Here is a 20,402-nt window from a genome sequence, read left to right on the forward strand (position 1 = left end):
AGGGGGTTGACCTTGTTATTGGTAAATGGTCAGACCCCCTGCGGCAAAATATCAGCTATCCTCACAAATCCTGAGGCAACATGAAGCAGATCACGAACTAGACATCTCAAATGTGATTTGATAAAGTGCGCTCAGTCAATTAAATTGGTAAGACCAATTTACAATAGGAGCTGAGGCCCATATGGCTTATAGCAAAATCACCCAGCCAAAAATCTCTGACGTGATCATGGGTCAGTTGGAGCAGATGATCCTTGAGGGGAGTCTGCAACCGGGACAAAAATTACCGCCAGAGCGTGAATTGGCACTGCAATTTGAAGTCTCTCGACCCTCTCTTCGTGAAGCCATTCAAAAGTTAGAAGCAAAAGGATTGTTGCTCCGTCGTCAAGGCGGTGGCACTTATGTCAAAGAGCAACTTTGGCAGAGTTTGGCCGATCCTATTGTGGAGCTGATGCACAGCGATTCTGAGAGTCAATACGACCTACTCGAGTTTCGTCACGCCACTGAAGGCATGATGGCTTATTTTGCGGCGCTTCGGGGTACCGATGCGGATATGCAAAACATCAAACAAAAAATCCAAGCGGTAGAAGCCGCTCCGAATATTGAGGAGCAGGCCGAAGCGATCGTGTGTTTTTATCGCGCGGTTGCCGAGGCATCGCACAATGTGGCGATGCTACACTTGGTACTGAGTTTATCTCCCGTGCTGCATAAGAATGTGGCGCAAAACTTAGAGTTGCTTAAGCGTAGAGCTGACGCCTCTAAGATGGCAAATGAGCATCGGCGAGATTTACTTGCCGCTATCGTGCGCCGCGATCCCGAAGCAGCAAGAGAAGCCTCGAACGAACATTTAAGTTATATCGAGGAAGTGATGTTGTCTGTACGGGAAGAAGACAGTCGGTTGCAGCGTAGTCTGCGCCGCCTAAAAAGTGGCGTTTAGGCAGTTACTTTAAACGCCATTTTTTATCACTTAATTCATATTATTCATGTATATAGGGAAGGACTGCGAAATGTCTGAACATATGCTACAAGATTTAGATCCGTTAGAGACTCAAGAGTGGGTTGATTCACTGCAAGCTGTATTAGAGCAGGAAGGCCCAGAGCGTGCTCATTATCTGTTAGAAAAGCTAATTGATAAGGCGCGTCGTAACGGTACCCATCTACCTTATAAAGCGACGACCGCGTATTTAAATACGATTCCAGCTGGCCAAGAGCCACATATGCCGGGCAATCAAGAGATGGAGCGTCGTATTCGCGCTATCGTGCGCTGGAACGCTTTGGCTATGGTACTGCGCGGATCGAAAAAAGATCTTGAGCTAGGTGGTCACATTTCCAGTTTCGCCTCTAGTGCCACGATTTACGATGTGTGTTTTAACCATTTCTTCCGTGCGCCTAATGAAAAAGATGGCGGCGATTTGGTTTATTTCCAAGGTCATATTGCACCGGGTATCTACTCGCGTTCATTCCTTGAAGGGCGTATTACCGAAGATCAGATGAACAACTTCCGTCAAGAAGTTGATGGCAAAGGTCTCTCTTCATACCCACACCCTAAGTTGATGCCTGACTACTGGCAGTTCCCGACGGTTTCTATGGGTCTTGGTCCAATTCAAGCGATTTACCAAGCCCGTTACCTTAAGTATCTTACCGACCGTGGTCTGAAAGATTGCTCTGAGCAAACCGTATACTGCTTCTTGGGTGATGGTGAGTGTGATGAGCCTGAAACCTTAGGTGCCATCGGCCTTGCTGCCCGTGAAGAGCTGGATAACTTGGTGTTTATCGTTAACTGTAACTTACAGCGTCTCGATGGTCCTGTTCGTGGTAACGGTAAGATCATCCAAGAGCTTGAAGGTGAATTCCGCGGCGCAGGCTGGGAAGCGGTTAAAGTGATTTGGGGTCGCTACTGGGATCCACTATTGGCGCGTGACACTAGCGGCAAGCTACTGCAGTTGATGGAAGAAACCGTTGATGGTGAATACCAAAACTGTAAAGCCAAAGGCGGCGCGTATACGCGTGAGCACTTCTTTGGTAAGTACCCGGAGACTGCCGAGATGGTGGCTAACATGTCAGATGATGACATTTGGCGTCTAAATCGTGGTGGTCATGACCCTGTTAAGATTTTTGCTGCGCTGCAGCATGCTAAAAACACTAAGGGGCGTCCAACGGTTATCCTTGCTAAAACCGTAAAAGGTTATGGTATGGGTGATGCGGGTGAAGGTAAAAACATCGCCCACAACGTGAAGAAGATGGGTGTTGAATCACTTAAATATTTCCGCGATCGTTTCAATATTCCGATCCCTGATGACCAGTTAGAAGATATTCCTTTCTATCATCCAGGTGCCGATTCTGAAGAGGTTAAGTACCTCAAAGCGCGTCGTGAAGAGCTGCATGGAGCAATGCCTGCGCGTCGCTCTAAATTCTCAGAAGATCTAGAGGTGCCATCACTGAAGATTTTTGACTCGGTGCTTAAAGGCTCTAACGGCCGTGAAATTTCAAGCACCATGGCGTTTGTGCGTATTTTGACTGCACTGCTCAAAGACAAGAAGATCGGTAAGCGTATCGTGCCGATTATTCCTGATGAAGCGCGTACTTTTGGTATGGAAGGTCTGTTCCGTCAAGTGGGTATTTACGCACACGAAGGGCAGAAGTATATCCCACAAGACTCTGATCAAGTGGCTTACTACCGCGAAGATAAGTCGGGCCAAGTACTGCAAGAAGGGATTAACGAACTAGGTGCAATGTCATCTTGGGTCGCGGCGGCAACCAGTTATTCGGTTAACGACATGCCAACGATCCCTTTCTATATCTATTACTCTATGTTTGGTTTCCAACGTATTGGTGATATGGCATGGGCTGCGGGTGATATGCGTGCGCGTGGCTTTATGGTCGGTGGCACGTCAGGGCGTACCACGCTTAACGGCGAAGGTCTGCAGCATCAAGATGGTCACAGCCATGTATTAGCCAACACGATTCCAAACTGTATCTCTTATGATCCCACTTACGGTTATGAGATTGCGGTTGTGGTTCAAGATGGTATCCGTCGTATGTATGGCGAAAACCAAGAAGATATCTTCTACTACTTGACCACAATGAACGAAAACTACGTTCAGCCAGAAATGCCTGAAGGCGCAGAAGAGGGTATCGTTAAAGGTATCTACAAGCTTGAGTCCGTTTCGGGCAGCGGCAAGGGTAAGGTACAGCTTATGGGCTGTGGCACCATCTTTGAGCAAGTGCGTAAAGCGGCGCAAGCGCTGGCAAAAGATTTCGGTATTTCCTCTGATGTATTCAGCGTTACCAGCTTTAACGAGCTAACTCGCGACGGTCAAGCGGCAGAGCGTTACAACATGCTGCACCCAACCGAAACGCCTAAGCAAGCTTATATTAGCCAAGTGCTATCGAGTGATGCTCCTGCGATTGTGGCGACGGACTACATGAAGATATACGGCGAGCAACTGCGTGCTTATATCCCAACAGACTACAAAGTACTAGGTACTGACGGTTTCGGCCGCTCTGACAGTCGCGATAACTTACGTCATCACTTTGAAGTGGACGCCAAGTTTATTGTTATCGCTGCACTTAAGTCACTCGTTGACCGCAACGAATTGCCAGTGGATGTGTTGACTAAAGCGATTGCTGAATACGGCATCGACGTTGACAAGATCAACCCACAGTACGCGTAAGGGAACAGATAATGGCTGAATTAAAAGAAGTGTTAGTCCCCGATATTGGTGGGGATGAAGTACAAGTTATCGAGATCTGCGTTGCTGTCGGTGACAGTATCGAAGCAGAAGAGTCGATCATTACGGTAGAAAGCGATAAGGCGACCATGGATATTCCTGCGCCTTTCGCTGGCACCCTTGCTGAGCTGAAAGTGGCCGTAGGCGACACAGTGTCAGAAGGCACCTTGATTGCGATGATGAGCGCCGCGGGGGCAGAGACTGCAGCGCCTGCGCCAGCAGCAGAAACGCCAGCTCCAGCCGCACCTGCCGCTGAGCCGACGCCTGTAGCCGCGCCAGTTGCTGCAGCGCCATCGGCGTCACAGATTATTGAAGTGACCGTGCCCGATATCGGCGATGCGTCCGATGTGGATGTGATAGAAGTATTAGTGGCCGTGGGCGACAGTATCGATGTGGATACTGGGCTTATCACTCTTGAAACCGATAAAGCCACCATGGAGGTGCCTGCACCTGCTGCGGGTGTGGTGACTGAACTGAAAGTCGCTGTGGGCGATAAGGTGTCTCAAGGCTCGCTAGTATTGATGCTGCAAGTTGCTGGCGGTGAAGCCGCTGCACCTGCACCGGTTGCAGAGGCTGCTCCAGCGCCTGCGGCCGCGCAAGCAGCAACTAGGGTTGAAGTGAAAGAGATTGCCGTACCAGATATTGGCGATGCCGCTGATGTCGATGTGATTGAAGTGCTGGTGGCTGTGGGCGATATGATTGAAGCCGACCAAGGCCTTATCACGCTTGAAACCGACAAAGCGACCATGGAAGTGCCAGCGCCGTTTGCCGGTAAACTGGTATCGTTAACGGTGAAGGTGGGCGATAAAGTTTCTCAAGGTAGTGTTATCGCAACAGTTGAGACTCAGTCAGCTGCGCCAGCTGCAGCGCCTACACCAGCCGCAGCGCCTGCGCCAGTTGCCCCTGCGGCGCCAGCACAGGCTCCTACTGCACAGGCTCCTACTGCAAGTAAGCCGCCAGTACCGCATCACCCAAGTGCCGGTAGCACTCCTAATACAGGCGCGGTACATGCCTCACCTGCCGTGCGCCGTTTAGCGCGCGAATTTGGTGCCGACTTAAACTTGGTCACAGGGACTGGGCGTAAAGGACGTATTCTTAAGGAAGACGTACAAGCGTTTATCAAGTATGAGCTAAGCCGTCCAAAAGCCACCGCGGCGACAGCCGTTGCGGGTGGCGCTGGTGGGCTCAATGTGATTGCCGCGCCTAAGGTTGATTTTGCTAAGTTTGGCGAAGTGGAAGAAGTACCACTAAGCCGTATTCAGAAGATCTCGGGTCCAAACCTTCACCGTAACTGGGTCACGATTCCCCATGTGACACAGTTCGATGAGGCCGATATCACTGAGATGGAAGCGTTCCGTAAGCAGCAAAATGAGCTGGCGGCTAAGCAGAAGAGCGGCATCAAGATCACCCCATTGGTGTTTATGATGAAAGCCGTTGCTAAGACACTGCAACAGTTCCCGGTGTTCAACGCTAGCTTGAGCCCTGATGGCGAGTCGCTGATCAAGAAGAAGTATTACCACATTGGTGTGGCGGTCGATACGCCTAACGGCTTGGTCGTACCGGTTGTACGTGATGTCGATAAGAAAGGCATTCTTGAATTATCTGCCGAGCTGATGGAGATCTCTATCAAGGCCCGTGACGGTAAGCTAAAAGCGACCGACATGCAGGGCAGCTGTTTCACCATCTCTAGCCTCGGCGGTATTGGTGGTACGGCATTTACACCGATTGTGAATTACCCTGATGTGGCGATTCTTGGTGTGTCTAAGTCAGAGATTAAACCTAAGTGGAATGGTAAAGATTTCGAGCCTAAGTTAATGTTGCCGCTGTCTTTATCTTATGATCACCGCGTTATCGATGGCGCTATGGCTGCACGCTTCAGTGTGACGCTGTCAAGTATGCTGTCCGACATACGTACACTTATTTTGTAATGATTAAGGCTACTCAGGTTGAGTAGCCTTTTGTTTAACTCGTTGAAAGGTTAAAATGCGGCCACCTTACAAGAACATACGTTCAAAAGCTGGCGTCATATAGCGTTGGGCCGGAATTCCTCCCAACGGAATGAAAAAGAATAGAGGAAAGCATGAGTAACGAAATCAAAACTCAGGTAGTGGTATTAGGGGCGGGTCCTGCTGGCTATTCAGCGGCATTTCGTGCTGCCGATTTAGGGCTAGAGACTGTGATCGTTGAGCGTTTTAGCACCCTTGGTGGTGTTTGTCTAAACGTCGGCTGTATCCCATCAAAAGCACTGCTACACGTATCTAAAGTGATTGAAGAAGCGAAAGCGATTGCTAACCACGGTGTGGTGTTTGGCGAACCACAGATCGATCTTGATAAACTGCGTGAGTTTAAGCAAAGCGTCATCAGCCAGTTGACAGGAGGTCTTGGCGGCATGTCTAAGATGCGTAAAGTTGACGTCGTTAATGGCCTAGGTAAGTTTACTGGCCCTAACACGCTTGAAGTGGCCGGTGAAGATGGTGTTAAAGTGATTCACTTTGAAAAAGCCATTATCGCTGCGGGCTCTCGTCCAATCCAGCTCCCTTTTATTCCTCATGAAGATCCACGCATTTGGGATTCAACTGATGCGCTAGAGCTGAAAGAAGTGCCAGGTAAGTTGCTCGTTATGGGGGGCGGTATTATCGGTCTAGAGATGGGTACTGTGTACTCTTCACTGGGTAGCGAAATTGATGTAGTTGAGATGTTCGACCAAGTGATCCCTGCTGCCGATAAAGATATCGTGCGCGTGTACACTAAGAAAATTAAGAAGAAGTTTAACCTGATTCTTGAAACAAAAGTGACCGCAGTAGAAGCCAAAGAAGATGGTATCTATGTGTCAATGGAAGGCAAAAAAGCCCCGGCTGAGCCTGTTCGTTATGACGCTGTATTGGTTGCCATTGGTCGTACACCAAACGGTAAGTTAATCGACGCCGATAAAGCGGGTGTTAACATCGACGAGCGTGGCTTTATCAATGTGGATAAGCAGTTACGCACTAACGTGCCACACATCTTCGCTATTGGTGATATCGTCGGTCAACCTATGCTGGCTCACAAAGGTGTGCATGAAGGCCATGTTGCCGCTGAAGTGATTGCGGGCATGAAGCACTACTTCGATCCAAAAGTGATCCCATCAATTGCATACACTGACCCAGAAGTGGCTTGGGTAGGTGTTACCGAGAAAGAAGCTAAAGAGCAAGGCATTGCTTATGAAACAGCAACTTTCCCATGGGCTGCTAGTGGTCGTGCGATCGCTTCAGACTGCTCTGAAGGTATGACTAAGCTGATCTTTGATAAAGAGACTCACCGCGTTATTGGTGGTGCTATCGTGGGTGTTAACGGTGGCGAACTACTGGGTGAAATCGGCCTTGCAATCGAAATGGGTTGTGATGCAGAAGATTTGGCGCTGACTATTCATGCTCATCCAACCTTACATGAGTCAGTAGGTCTTGCTGCTGAAATTTATGAAGGTTCAATTACTGATTTGCCAAATCCAAAGGCAAAGAAGAAAAAATAACTGCAGTTATTAAAAAAAAGCGCTCATTGAGCGCTTTTTTTTTGCTAATCTAACTCTTACATTGTTTTATCATTTCCGTTACATGGGGTTAGTCGCGATAACAACTTGTCAATTATCATTAGCTAGCTTAATTGCTAAGCGGATTTGTTTTATTCATCTTGGGCTACTTTGGCGCTTGCTGTTGGCGTTTTTGTTTATAGGCAGTTTAGCCTTGCCGGTGCATGGCGATCAATTAGTGCAACGGGTGTTTAATGCTCATGATGGTTTGCATAACGCCAAGGTCAATGACATTAGTTTCGATAAGCATGGTTACACTTGGCTATCGACCGAAGAGGGCTTGTATCGTATAAGTAATACCAAGTCTCGCCGAATTGATAAGAATGTCGATGGTATCCGTTTGTCTGATGAGTTTATTGCGCTGACAGAACCGTTGAGTGATACCCATTTGTTGGTCAGTACTTATGCCAACACCTATCTGTACAATATGGTTAGCGATGAGTTTAGCCAGTTTGGTAGCCCAGTGTTATTTAGCCATGCCCGCCGCAGTGGTTTACTTGGTCTCTCCCAGCAAAACGATGGCAGTTATATGCTGCTCAATAACGTCGGTGAACTGTATCGTTTTGATTATCCTGCAATGACGCTGACCTTTATTAATGCGTTGCCCCACGACCCTGATTCAAAGTGGTTAGCATTATCAGTCGGTGAAAGTAACCAACTTATTCTGGCGAGAAAACGAGAGCTTCAGCTAAGAGATAGCTTAGGTATGCTCAAGGGCGTTTTTGCTTGGACTGAAGCTAATGGATTGATAAAAATCCTATTTGAAGACAACCAGCAGCGGGTATGGCTGGGGGCCAGCAGTGGTTTATACCGCGTCCATCCTGACACACTAACGGTCGAAAAAATAACCCAAGCATCATTTCATATCTCTGACATCAGTCAAGATAAGCAGGGATTCTTGTGGCTTGCTGGTCGTGACGAGCTGGTAAAGTGGCATCCAGATACGGGTGAAACTAACCCCTTGAATGCGCAGCTTAAGTCTGCTGCTGATCTTAACTATTTACATGCCATTGCGGTGGACAGTAATGATCTTATTTGGGTCGGTGGTTCGGGCAGCGAATTAGCGCTTGTGGCCGATACCGCCGAGTTTGTGCTTGAAAGCTATACACAGGAGCCGCCATATCTACTTGCCGATGATATGGTGTGGACCATCTTTAGCCAACGAGAGTGGCTATGGCTGGGGACAGATCAGGGGTTAATCGAGATCAATCGGCAGCAAGGCCAGAGTCATTTGATCCCTATTGCCGCGATGGAGGTCAATGACAGTGTTTATAACATTAAGCCGCTCGATGCGGTGCACCTACTGATAGGTACCACGAACGGTTTATTTATCTATAATCGCGATAATAAACAGGTTGTGCGTTTTGCACAGTGGACTGGTGGTCAATCTTCGCTTGAAAATAAGATTATCTACTTGGTGTACCACGATCCTTTGCTCACTCAGCGCTGGTGGTTTGTTACTGCAACAGGGCTGTTTTACTGGGATGAGGGCACTGATGAGGTGAGTCTCTTACCACGGCAAGATGTGGACGGTAAACGCTATCAAAGCTCGCTGCGAACCATTTACCGTGCCAGTGACGGAAAGTTATGGCTGGGGGGCGGCGATCAGTTTGGCTATATCGATAAGCTGGGGATCTATTACTCACGCAGTGATGTGATTGATGACGGTGAGCGAGCGGTCGATATTAGTTATATCAGCGAAGTGGAGCCAGGCCTGCTATGGCTGGGAACCTCGCCTAATGGCTTAATGGAATACCAACCTCAAACGGGACTGACTGAGCGGTTAACTCAGAATTGGCAGCTTGAATGTGGGTCGGTATATTTTATTGAACAACTGGCTGATTATCGCATTGTGGGTTGTAACAATTCGCTGATCCGCCAAACGTTGGCTAACGGTCAGCTCCTGGTTATCGAGAAACAAGACGGACTGTTGAACAATGAGCTGAATGATGGCGCTTCGTTTTATGAGCCTGGTGTTGGCTTATACATTGGCAGTCCCAACGGTGTCGAATTGATTGACGTGACTAAGCTGAGCAACCGTGTGGTCACCGATGGGATCATGCTGGAGTCGATGTCGATATTTTTTGATGGAGCCACCAAAAGAGCGCTCTTGCCTGAGCCTAATAGTGTCGTTGCGCCCGGTGCTCGCATGATTAGCTTTCAGTTAACCAGTTCAGATTTTCTGACCGATGCGCCCTTGCAGTTACAGTATCGTTTACGCCGCAATAACGGGCAGCCCCCCGCCAACTATGTGTTATTGCAGGGGCAATCTCAGGTCAATATTGCGGGATTATCTGCAGGTGTATATACCCTCGACATTCTTAGCGAGCAAAATGGTGTCTGGTCACAAACTCCGTTCTCCTACTCATTTAGCGTTGAAGACTATTGGTGGACCAGTGAGTGGTTTAAAGCCTTGATTTCGCTGGTTGCCATTGTGAGTGGATTATACTTTTTGATGGTGAGGCAGAAGCAATTATCGGCCTTTAAACGAGTCAACCGCGCGCTGCGTGAAAGCGAAGAACGCTTGCGTCAATCGCTGCGTGGCAGCGACTCAGAATTATGGGAATGGCATAGCGATACCGGGCTGTTTAATTTAGAAAATCGTGGCGGCAACTTTCCCTGCAGTGAGCAACGCTTGTTAATCAGTATCAAGGAGTTTCCTATTCATGACGAAGACCGTCCTCGAGTGATAAAGGCTTGGCAGCGGTTGCTAAATCAACAAGAGGTGCGCATCGATGTCGACTATCGTTATCTGCGGCTCGATGGGACTTGGGGCTGGACGCGTGTCAGTGGTCGGCCGCTTGAGTTTGATCCTGTTACTGGCGCCATTAAGAAAGTGGCAGGTATCTATAGCGATATTACTCAACAACGTCGCTTAGAAGATGACGTGAAGTTATTGGCCCAAGCCTTTAGCAATACTTCTGAGGGGGTGTTAATTCTTGATGCCGATGAACGGGTGAAAGTCTCTAATCGGGCAGCGCAAACCATATTGCAGGTGAGCAGTGAGGCGCTCATCGGGTGTAAGTTCTCTGCACTACTAAGTGATAATGACTTACCATCAAATATGCAGGCTGATAATCATTATATCCGGATTCTACTTCAGCAAGCGCTGACTTGGACTGGCGAGCATAGCTTTTATACCCCAGATAAAAAGATGTGTCCTGTATGGTTAAATTTGTCGACAATGACCAATGAGGTAGGCCGCGTTTCCCATTTTGTGGCCGTGTTCTCGGATATTTCTGAGCGCAAGCAAACTGAGGCAGAGCTACGCCGTTTAGCGAATTACGATGTGTTGACAGGGCTGCCTAACCGTACGCTGTTTTCCGCTCGGTTGGCACAAAGTATTCAACGCGCCGAAGCCAAAGATGAGACATTAGCGCTGGTCTTTCTTGATCTCGACCGATTTAAAAGCGTTAACGATTCTTACGGCCACAGCATGGGTGATGCGCTACTGATTGAAGCGGCTAAACGGCTGCAATCTTGTGTGTCTGATGAGCACACTCTGTGCCGCTTTGGTGGTGATGAATTCCTGATCTTACTGCGCAATGTTAATGATATTGATGCTATTAATCATCTGTGCGAATCGCTGATCCGCCAAATTGAGCTGCCGTTCGAACTCTATGGGCGGGAGTTTTTTATCTCAACCAGTATTGGCGTGAGCCTCTGGCCTGATGATACCAAGCAGGCGGAGACCTTGATTAAAAACGCCGATCAGGCGATGTATCATGCTAAGGAAGAGGGGCGAGGTAACTTTCAATATTATTCTGCCGAGCGTAATGCGCAATCCTTGTATCACCTCAAGCTTGAGGCCGATCTGCATAAGGCTATAGCCCGAGAGGAGTTTGAGCTGCACTATCAACCGCAGATTGATATGCTAAAAGATGACAGAGTGGTTGGCATGGAAGCGCTACTGCGCTGGCATCACCCCGAAGAGGGATATATTCGACCCGATATCTTTATTAAGGTCGCAGAGTCTTGTGGTTTGATTATCGATATCGATCGTTGGGTGCTAAAGCAGGCCTGTATGCAAGGGGCTCAATGGGCTAAGCGTTATGGCGATGAACTGCAGCTGTCTATCAATATTTCAGCGGTGCATTTCAGGCAGCCCGATTTTATTCAAGGGATTGAGCAGGCATTGCACACATCGGGGATGCCTGCGCACATGTTGGGGCTGGAGATCACCGAAGGGGTGTTGATGAAAGAGCTTCATATTGCCAAAGAGCACCTACAAGCCTTACGCATTTTAGGGATCGATGTTGCCATTGATGATTTTGGTACGGGTTACTCGTCGCTGGCTTATTTGCGTAGTTTTGATGTTAGCACCTTAAAAGTCGATCGCTCCTTCTTAATTGATATTGCTAATAATCCGGCCGATCAGGCCATCGTCAGTAGTATTATTGAGTTGGCGCGCAACCTGAAGTTAACGGTTGTTGCCGAAGGCGTGGAGACCAAAGCGCAACTTGAACAGGTCTTCAGTCGAGGTTGTTACATTATTCAAGGCTACTATTATGCTAAACCCATGGCGGTGCCAGAGTTTGAGGCGTATCTCAATGCGCAGCAGCACGCCGGTATTACCCAGTAATGTTATTGAGCAAACAGCAAACTTTTTAGTTTGTTAAGTTGTTTGCTAGACTGTATTTCCTTGTATCAACCATCTGAATAAAGACCCTATATGATACGTTTCTTGTTGCTATCTGTAACACTCTTTTATGGCGCTAACGCTCTGGCTGATGATGCTCGCCCCAAGGTGGGCCTAGTGCTCAGTGGCGGTGGTGCCAAAGGGGCTGCTCACGTGGCGGTGCTTAAAGTGCTCGAAGAGCAGCGAATCCCGGTTGATTTTGTGGCAGGCACCAGTATTGGTGCCTACGTCGGTGGCATGTATGCGCTGGGTTATAATGCTAGCGAAATTGAAGCTATCATGATGGGGGAAAATTGGAGCGATGGTTATTCCGATATCATCCCTCGTGAGGCGCTGAGTTATCGCGACAAGCAGCACAGAGATAGGTTTAATATTCCTATCAATGTGGGATACAGCGATAAAGAGGTGAAGATGCCCAACGGCTTGCTGCGCGGCCAGACCATGTCGATATTACTGCAACGCTCTACCGATTTAGTCCATAAATTTAACAGTTTCGATCAACTTGCCATTCCCTATCGGGCGGTTGCCACCGATTTAGAAACAAGCCTGCCAGTGGTGATGGATCACGGCAGTCTAGTCGATGCGATGCAGGCTTCGGCAACGGTTCCTGGCGCTCTACAAGCGGCGCAATACAATGGCAAAATGGTAGTCGATGGTGGCATAGCGAACAATATGCCTGTCGATGTGGTTAAGGCGATGGGGGCCGATATTGTGATTGCGGTCGATATTGGCTCATCTTTGGTTAAACGCGATCAGTTGGCCAGTACGGTTGCGGTATTGAATCAGCTATCGACCATGTTGACTAACGCCAGTACCGAGCGCCAAAAACAACTGCTGACAGAACAAGATATTCTAATACGCCCAGAGGTGGGCGAGCTCAGTACTACAGATTTCACCATCATGCCCGAGGCCTACCGCTTGGGGGGGGATGCGATAGCCTCGCAGCTGGATAAACTCAAAAGCTTGTCGATCAGTCCTGCAGCTTATCTTGCCTATCAGGCGGAAAAAGACGCGCAGCGATTAAGCTGGAACGCTAATATTCGTCAGCCCGTAGTGGCATTACGTTTTGAAAACAACTCTAAGGTCAGCACTAAATTATTACATGAAACCTTAGGGATAAAGGTGGGTGATGTTGTTGACAAAAAGACCTTAGAACAAGGGATTAGCAATATTTATGCGTTAGATAAGTTTGAGCGAGTCAACGCCGAATTTATCGATACCGATGCTGGCAGAATACTGGTGCTCAACACTCAAGCCAAATCTTGGGGGCCCAATTATTTTCAGCTTGGCTTTAGTTGGGAAGATGATTTCACCTTAGATTCGGTTGTGTCACTGGATGTGGCATATACCCTTACCGATCTGACTCAATACGGCGGCGAGTGGCGTAACGAATTACGCCTCGGGTTTGAGAAGCTACTCTCTAGCGAATTTTATTTGCCGCTCGACTCTGATCAACGTTATTTTGCCCGTACCGAACTCTCTTATGAACGTAAAGATTGGGATTTTTACCAAGAAAACAATCGTGTGTTGCAATTGAGCCAAACCAATTATCGCGCCGATCTGGGTATTGGTTTTAATTACGTCAATCAAGGGGCTATTGAGCTGGGCTTGACCGTCGAGCAAGGCTATTTAGAAAACGTGGCTCTGTTTGATGATTTAGATTACAACTCCTATGGTGGCTACCTGAAGTTTGGGTTTGATGACCTTGACAGTATTAACTTCCCCACGTCGGGTAATCGTCTGGAGCTGAATGTCTTCTACCGTAAAGATGAGAGCCCGCAACAGCTTTCTAGTAATCCGTCAGAGATATCCTTTCAGTTTGAGGGCAGTTGGCGTGGCGCCTTAAGTGTTAATAATCATGCCATTGTGGGGATAGCTTCGTTTGCAACTGTCGACAATGATGACCAGTTCAGTGTGCATGTTTCTGAACTAGGCGGCTTCCTTAATTTATCTGGCTATCATAAAAATGCGCTGGTTGGCCCACATAAGGTGTTTGGTGCATTTGTTTATCAATACGATCTTGGCCGCGATATGTTAGGGATGACAGATTACCCGCTCTACTTGGGGGCCAGTATTGAAGCGGGTAATGTCTGGTTGGCACGTGATGAAGTTAATTTTGGCGAATTGCTTTACGGAGGGAGCCTCTACTTTGGTACCGATACTTCGATGGGGCCGGCAGCCTTTGGCTTTGGTTGGGCCGATGACGGTGAAAAATCGGTGTTTTTATTCTTAGGTAAAAATTGGTAGCCCTTAATTAAGGTATATTTACTTAGCTTTTATCGCAGCCATATGTGGTAACCAAAGTGGTAGGTCAACGATTAAGTAAGAGCCCGCATCATTTGATGTGGGCTTTTTATCTCATAGGAGCTAACGGTCGCTTGCTTAAGTGATGGGCAAGCTACTGGGCACGCAATACCTGACTTACATAGTCACTTAACTGGGTCAAGTCATCCAGTTTCCGATGAGCCGCCGCCCATTTAGCCTGCGTCGCTTCATGATTTGCCGGTACCACCACAGTGTGCATATTGGCTGCGCGTGCGGCGATAAGGCCATTAAAAGAATCTTCCACGGCGATACACGATTGGGGGGGGACCTGTAACGCGGCTGCGCAATTAAGGTAAACCTCAGGGTGCGGTTTGCCAAAGGTGAGCGACTCGGCGCTGCAGATGGCATTAAAATAATGGCCTATATCCAGTTTTTGCAGTACGGCCTCGATGAGTGGCGATGATGAAGAGGTAGCTAAGCCAATTTTTAACGGCTTATCTTGGCAGGCTTGCAGAGCCGATATGGCGCCATGCATGGCTTCACCGCTGCGCAATATTCCTGCCGCAACCTGCTGCACAATGGCATTGGCAGTGGCTCGATTGTCATAGTCTGGCCAAGGGTGGCGTTGATACCAATAGTCGACCACTTGGTCGATACGCAATCCGGTGGTTTGTAGCGTGTCTTGCAGGCAAATAGGTAAACCTAATTGGCCAAATACACTGATTTCAGCCGCCTGCCAACTGGGCTCAGAGTCGATTAATACTCCGTCCATGTCGAAGATCACTGCCGCTACTTTGTTGTGGTTCATTGAGCCATTCCTGATGGTTATTTACGCATTGTCGATGGAATATTATGCGGATTTATGGGCTGAATACGACCGTTATGAATAAGTTCTTTAAAAAAAATTGCACATAAATGTGCCTTTTTAATGTGTTTATAATAAATTATTGTTAACCATTAAAGTATATATTTATCAGTTGGTTGGTGGTTGTTTCAAACTATCGTCTAATTTCATTTGTTTTATCACTGAGATAAATTGCCTTGTGCCCTAGAGAATCCCGGTAATTTCTCACTTCTCAGAGTGTGATCTGATTCATACTTTTGCAAAGCTGTAGTATAATGCGGCCGGAAATACGGGTTAAGCCTGCTTGACTGTTAACTTCAAAATGTTACTTCAAAATTGAAGACGTGCAGTTTCGCTGTTAGAACGCCAAACAAAGAGGAATGTTGCCGTGCTAGAAGCATATCGTAAACACGTCGCAGAACGTGCTGCAGAGGGCGTAGTCCCTAAGCCACTAGATGCCCATCAAGTGGCCGAGTTAATCGAATTAGTAAAAAATCCGCCAGCGGGTGAGCAAGAATTTATTCTTGACCTGCTAGAAAACCGAATTCCACCAGGTGTTGATGAAGCTGCATACGTTAAAGCAGGTTTTCTCGATGCACTTGCTAAAGGTGAAGTGACTTCACCTATCCTATCTTCAGCGCGCGCAGTTGAATTGCTTGGCACTATGCAAGGCGGCTACAACATCGAGCCACTGATCGCTCAGCTAGATAACGATGCTCAAGCGCCGTTAGCGGCAAAAGCCTTATCAAACACCCTACTGATGTTTGATGCCTATCATGATGTCGTTGAAAAAATGCAAGCGGGTAACGCTCACGCTAAGCAAGTGGTTGAGTCTTGGGCGAATGCAGAGTGGTTCTTGAACCGTCCAAAGCTGGCTGAAAAAGTGACCCTGACCGTATTCAAAGTGACTGGTGAAACCAACACCGATGACTTGTCTCCAGCGCCAGATGCATGGTCTCGTCCAGATATTCCATTGCACGCTTTAGCTATGCTAAAAAATGCCCGTGACGGTATCGTACCTGATGAACCAGGTGTTGTGGGCCCAATCAAAGAGATCGCAAGCCTTAAAGAGAAAGGCCATCCGCTCGTGTATGTGGGTGATGTTGTCGGTACCGGTTCTTCGCGTAAATCGGCCACTAACTCTGTGTTGTGGTTCATGGGCGATGATATTCCTTATGTGCCTAACAAGCGCGCTGGCGGTTTCTGCCTAGGCGGTAAAATTGCCCCAATTTTCTTTAACACCATGGAAGATGCTGGCGCTTTGCCTATCGAACTTGATGTTAACGAAATGAACATGGGTGATGTGATTGATATCTACCCATATCAAGGTGTGGTTAAGCGTCACGGCACTGACGAAGTAATTTCAGAATTCAAACTGAAAACCGAAGTCTTGTTAGATGAAGTGCGTGCTGGTGGACGTATTCCATTGATCATCGGCCGTGGCCTGACTGATCGTGCACGTGAAACACTAGGGTTACCTGCATCAGATATTTTTGTTCGTCCACAAGATGTGGTTGATTCTGGCAAGGGTTACACCCTAGCGCAGAAGATGGTTGGTAAGGCGTGTGGTGTTGCTGGTGTGCGTCCAAACCAATACTGCGAACCTAAGATGACTTCTGTGGGTTCTCAAGACACGACAGGTCCTATGACCCGTGATGAGCTGAAAGATTTGGCTTGTCTTGGCTTTAGCGCCGATTTGACCATGCAGTCTTTCTGTCACACCGCGGCTTATCCAAAGCCAGTTGACGTGAACACGCATCACACGCTGCCTGATTTCATCATGAACCGTGGCGGTGTATCACTGCGTCCAGGTGACGGGGTTATCCACTCGTGGTTAAACCGCATGCTATTGCCTGATACGGTTGGTACTGGTGGTGACTCGCATACCCGTTTCCCAATCGGTATCTCGTTCCCAGCAGGTTCTGGTCTAGTGGCGTTTGCTGCCGCGACAGGTGTCATGCCGCTGGATATGCCTGAATCTGTACTGGTACGCTTTAAAGGTGAGATGCAGCCCGGTATCACATTGCGTGACTTGGTACATGCTATTCCGCTCAAAGCTATCGAAATGGGCTTACTGACCGTTGAGAAGAAAGGCAAAATTAATGCTTTCTCTGGTCGAGTCCTTGAGATTGAAGGGCTTGAAAAGCTGAAAGTTGAGCAAGCGTTTGAGCTTTCTGATGCATCAGCCGAGCGTAGCGCTGCAGGTTGTACTATCAAGCTAGACAAAGAGCCAATCATCGAATATCTCAACTCTAACATCGTCATGTTGAAGTGGATGATTGCCGAAGGCTATGGCGATCGTCGTACTATCGAGCGTCGTATCACTGCGATGCAAGAGTGGCTAGCGAACCCAGTGTTGATGGAAGCCGACAGCGATGCAGAATACGCCGAAGTGATCGAAATCGATTTGAATGAGATCAAAGAGCCTATTTTATGTGCGCCAAACGATCCAGATGACGCTGTGCTATTGTCATCGGTTGCCGATACTAAGATTGACGAAGTCTTCGTCGGGTCTTGTATGACGAACATCGGCCATTTCCGCGCAACGGGTAAGATGCTGGATAAGTTTGCTAAAACCCTGCCAACGCGTTTGTGGATCGCGCCACCAACTAAGATGGACAGAGATCAACTAACAGAAGAAGGCTACTACGCTATCTTCGGTCGTGTTGGTGCGCGTATCGAGATCCCTGGTTGTTCATTGTGCATGGGTAACCAAGCGCGCGTAGCTGAAGGCGCAACTGTGGTATCGACCTCAACACGTAACTTCCCTAACCGTTTAGGTACGGGGGCTAACGTCTACTTAGCCTCTGCTGAGCTAGCGGCTGTAGCGGCGTTACTGGGTCGTCTGCCCAGCGTGACTGAGTACCAAGATTATGCCAAAGAGCTTGATGCCACTGCGGCAGACACTTATCGTTACCTGAATTTCGATAAGATTGAATCTTACACTCAGAAAGCCGGCGAAGTGATCTTCCAATCTGCGGTTTAAGTTAATCGATTCGATTAGGTAAACAGCAAAAAGGCCAGCTAATTAGCTGGCCTTTTTTAATGTGAGTAACATGCTGTTGAAATGTAATTTGTCACCTAAAACCCTGCTTATGCAGATTTGCGATGCAGCGCTTCTAGTAGTTGATCTTCTAGCTGAAAACGAGTTTCCATGGCATCACCAAGGGATGATAAATCATGGTCGAGTTGATACAGAACTTTGTCATCGTCGGCTTCGGTGTACTTGTCACTAAAGTCGAGGGCTAGATCGGTCGTCTCGTTGATCTTTGGCATCACCTCTTGAGTGAGGTTTTGGCTCGATTGCCCATTGTTGTCACAGGCGCTAACTAGGCGATCATAAACCTCAAAATGACCTTCTGATACGTAATCGACCAACAGATCGCAAAATTCTTTAACTGATTGAAAGTTGGGGAGTGATTTATCGTGAGACTCATAGGGAGGCAATCCGGCAACTTGGCAGTAATGGATCAGCAATTTACGCCGATGATTGAGCCATTGATCAATCAGTGAATTGGAGCCTCTCCATTTTTGTTCAGCTCTTTCCAATTGCTTTAGCATGACATTCCCCATCGATGTTGTTCTATGCCTTCTAATGTAGGTGACAAACGCAGCTTTGATCAACTCTTTTTTAGCGTAAACAGAGTCAAGCTGCATCTGGTCTAATCTGCTGGTTTTGTCTGTAAAACGAATGGGTGAGTAATAGGGGGACTGAAAATAAAATGCCCAGCGATAGAAATCTATCGCTGGGCGAGTAAAGGTATTGCGGGCTCGATGCGACGAGCTTCTTGATTGTTCTTGCTAGCGCAGACTTTTTATATCAAAGGCTTTGATGTGGCGCAACGTTTTTCTAACGAATTATGAACCTTTACCCCATAATCCATCGATAGTCTGGTGTAAAAATAAACAGCTAGACGATAAAAGTATAATCAAGCGGCGTTTGTCACATAAATGTACTGATGGAGGTTACTTTATTCACGTAAATGCTAAACTACTGTCCCAGCGGAAATCAATAAGCGTAGGAATAGAGCCCCATGGCAGAACTAAAAAATGATCGTTATTTGCGTGCCTTACTAAAACAACCTGTCGATAGAACTCCTGTCTGGATGATGCGTCAAGCTGGGCGTTATCTTCCAGAGTACAAAGCTACCCGCGCCGAAGCTGGTGACTTTATGTCTCTTTGTAAGAACCAAGATCTGGCCTGTGAGGTCACTCTTCAGCCGCTTCGTCGTTACGACTTAGATGCCGCAATCTTATTCTCTGATATTTTGACAGTGCCTGATGCTATGGGGCTTGGCCTCTATTTTGAAGCGGGCGAAGGCCCACGTTTCGAGCGTCCTACCGATACCATAGATTCCATTAAAAAGCTGTGCATTCCTGATCCAGAAGATGAACTGGGCTATGTGATGAATGCCGTAAGCACGATTCGTCGCGAGCTTAAAGGTGAAGTGCCGCTGATTGGTTTCTCTGGCTCGCCTTGGACATTGGCGACCTATATGGTTGAAGGTGGTTCAAGCAAGGCGTTCGAAAAAATTAAAAAAATGGCCTATGAAGAGCCAGCCACACTGCATATGTTGCTCGACAAGCTTGCCGATTCAGTCACCTTGTACCTTAATGCGCAAGTGGCTAACGGTGCCCAATCATTGATGATTTTCGATTCGTGGGGAGGTGCATTATCGCATCACGCCTACCGTGAATTCTCACTGCGTTACATGCAGAAGATTGTTGATGGACTGACGCGTCATGCCGATGGTCGTCAAGTGCCTGTGACCCTATTCACCAAAGGTGGTGGCTTGTGGTTAGAAGCGATGGCTGAAACGGGTTGTGACGCGCTAGGTCTTGACTGGACTGTAGATATTGGCGATGCGCGTCGCCGCGTGGGTGATAAAGTTGCCCTGCAAGGTAACATGGATCCTTCTGTGTTGTATGGTACTCCTGAGCGAATTCATCAAGAAGTGGATCAAATCTTAGCTTCTTACGGTGAAGGTACTGGCCATGTATTTAACCTTGGTCATGGTATTCACCAACATGTTGATCCTGAGCGTGCTGGTTCATTTATCAAGTCGGTGCATGCACTGTCTCCTCAATATCATAAGTAGTCAGTACTTGTGATGAGTCTGATTAAAAAGCCCGTTTAACGGGCTTTTTTTGATCTTATGGCGCGATAGAGAGATACAAAGGTATGTAGCTGGATGGGGCGCTTGGCGGATAAGCTTCATCTGTTCAGCTAGTTAGCGGCGAGATACATCATTTAATGCAACAGTTCTTACCAATATGGTCGCTTTGAGTATACGGTTGCCGTGAGTATATTTGGCGTGACTAATATAAAAATATAAAAGCTATTTAATCCTTTAGCTAAAT

The 20,402-nt window shown here is 47.7% G+C and carries 10 protein-coding genes; 8 read left to right on the forward strand and 2 right to left on the reverse strand.

What is annotated here, in order from left to right:
• Nucleotides 1-181 precede the first annotated feature (181 nt).
• From pdhR to DVO77_RS08790, 6 genes are all read left to right on the forward strand, one after another.
• Nucleotides 182-934 (forward strand): pyruvate dehydrogenase complex transcriptional repressor PdhR, encoded by a 753-nt coding sequence (gene pdhR / locus DVO77_RS08765; protein WP_119978058.1) that lies wholly within the window; start codon nucleotides 182-184, stop codon nucleotides 932-934.
• Between the two features lie 70 nt (nucleotides 935-1,004).
• A complete protein-coding gene (aceE, locus tag DVO77_RS08770) occupies nucleotides 1,005-3,671 on the forward strand; it encodes a pyruvate dehydrogenase (acetyl-transferring), homodimeric type (RefSeq protein ID WP_119978059.1) in 2,667 nt (888 codons plus the stop codon).
• 11 nt (nucleotides 3,672-3,682) lie between these two features.
• Entirely contained in the window at nucleotides 3,683-5,656 is a 1,974-nt protein-coding gene (gene aceF / locus DVO77_RS08775) for a pyruvate dehydrogenase complex dihydrolipoyllysine-residue acetyltransferase (RefSeq protein ID WP_119978060.1), read from the forward strand.
• Between the two features lie 152 nt (nucleotides 5,657-5,808).
• On the forward strand, nucleotides 5,809-7,236 hold the full coding sequence (lpdA, locus tag DVO77_RS08780; protein WP_119978061.1) for a dihydrolipoyl dehydrogenase: 1,428 nt from the start codon (nucleotides 5,809-5,811) through the stop codon (nucleotides 7,234-7,236).
• 181 nt (nucleotides 7,237-7,417) lie between these two features.
• Entirely contained in the window at nucleotides 7,418-11,875 is a 4,458-nt protein-coding gene (locus tag DVO77_RS08785) for an EAL domain-containing protein (protein ID WP_249038138.1), read from the forward strand.
• A gap of 90 nt (nucleotides 11,876-11,965) precedes the next feature.
• Nucleotides 11,966-14,179 (forward strand): patatin-like phospholipase family protein, encoded by a 2,214-nt coding sequence (locus DVO77_RS08790; protein ID WP_119978063.1) that lies wholly within the window; start codon nucleotides 11,966-11,968, stop codon nucleotides 14,177-14,179.
• Between the two features lie 151 nt (nucleotides 14,180-14,330).
• On the opposite strand, the gene hxpB is transcribed toward DVO77_RS08790, so the two are convergent.
• Nucleotides 14,331-15,005 carry a hexitol phosphatase HxpB gene (hxpB, locus tag DVO77_RS08795; RefSeq protein ID WP_119978064.1) on the reverse strand — a complete coding sequence of 225 codons (675 nt, stop codon included), beginning with the start codon at nucleotides 15,003-15,005 and terminating at the stop codon, nucleotides 14,331-14,333.
• A 424-nt stretch (nucleotides 15,006-15,429) separates the two neighbouring features.
• Here hxpB and acnB point away from each other — a divergent pair, with 424 nt between their 5' ends.
• Complete coding sequence (gene acnB, locus DVO77_RS08800; RefSeq protein ID WP_110457019.1) at nucleotides 15,430-18,027, forward strand: bifunctional aconitate hydratase 2/2-methylisocitrate dehydratase; 2,598 nt, start codon at nucleotides 15,430-15,432, stop codon at nucleotides 18,025-18,027.
• 107 nt (nucleotides 18,028-18,134) lie between these two features.
• Here acnB and rsd read toward each other — a convergent pair whose 3' ends face one another.
• Nucleotides 18,135-18,602 (reverse strand): sigma D regulator, encoded by a 468-nt coding sequence (gene rsd, locus DVO77_RS08805; RefSeq protein WP_119978065.1) that lies wholly within the window; start codon nucleotides 18,600-18,602, stop codon nucleotides 18,135-18,137.
• A 473-nt stretch (nucleotides 18,603-19,075) separates the two neighbouring features.
• On the opposite strand from rsd, the gene hemE reads away from it, so the two are divergent.
• A complete protein-coding gene (gene hemE, locus DVO77_RS08815; protein WP_119978066.1) occupies nucleotides 19,076-20,140 on the forward strand; it encodes a uroporphyrinogen decarboxylase in 1,065 nt (354 codons plus the stop codon).
• Nucleotides 20,141-20,402 lie beyond the last annotated feature (262 nt).

This window comes from Shewanella algidipiscicola, assembly GCF_003605125.1.
Taxonomy (GTDB): domain Bacteria; phylum Pseudomonadota; class Gammaproteobacteria; order Enterobacterales; family Shewanellaceae; genus Shewanella; species Shewanella algidipiscicola.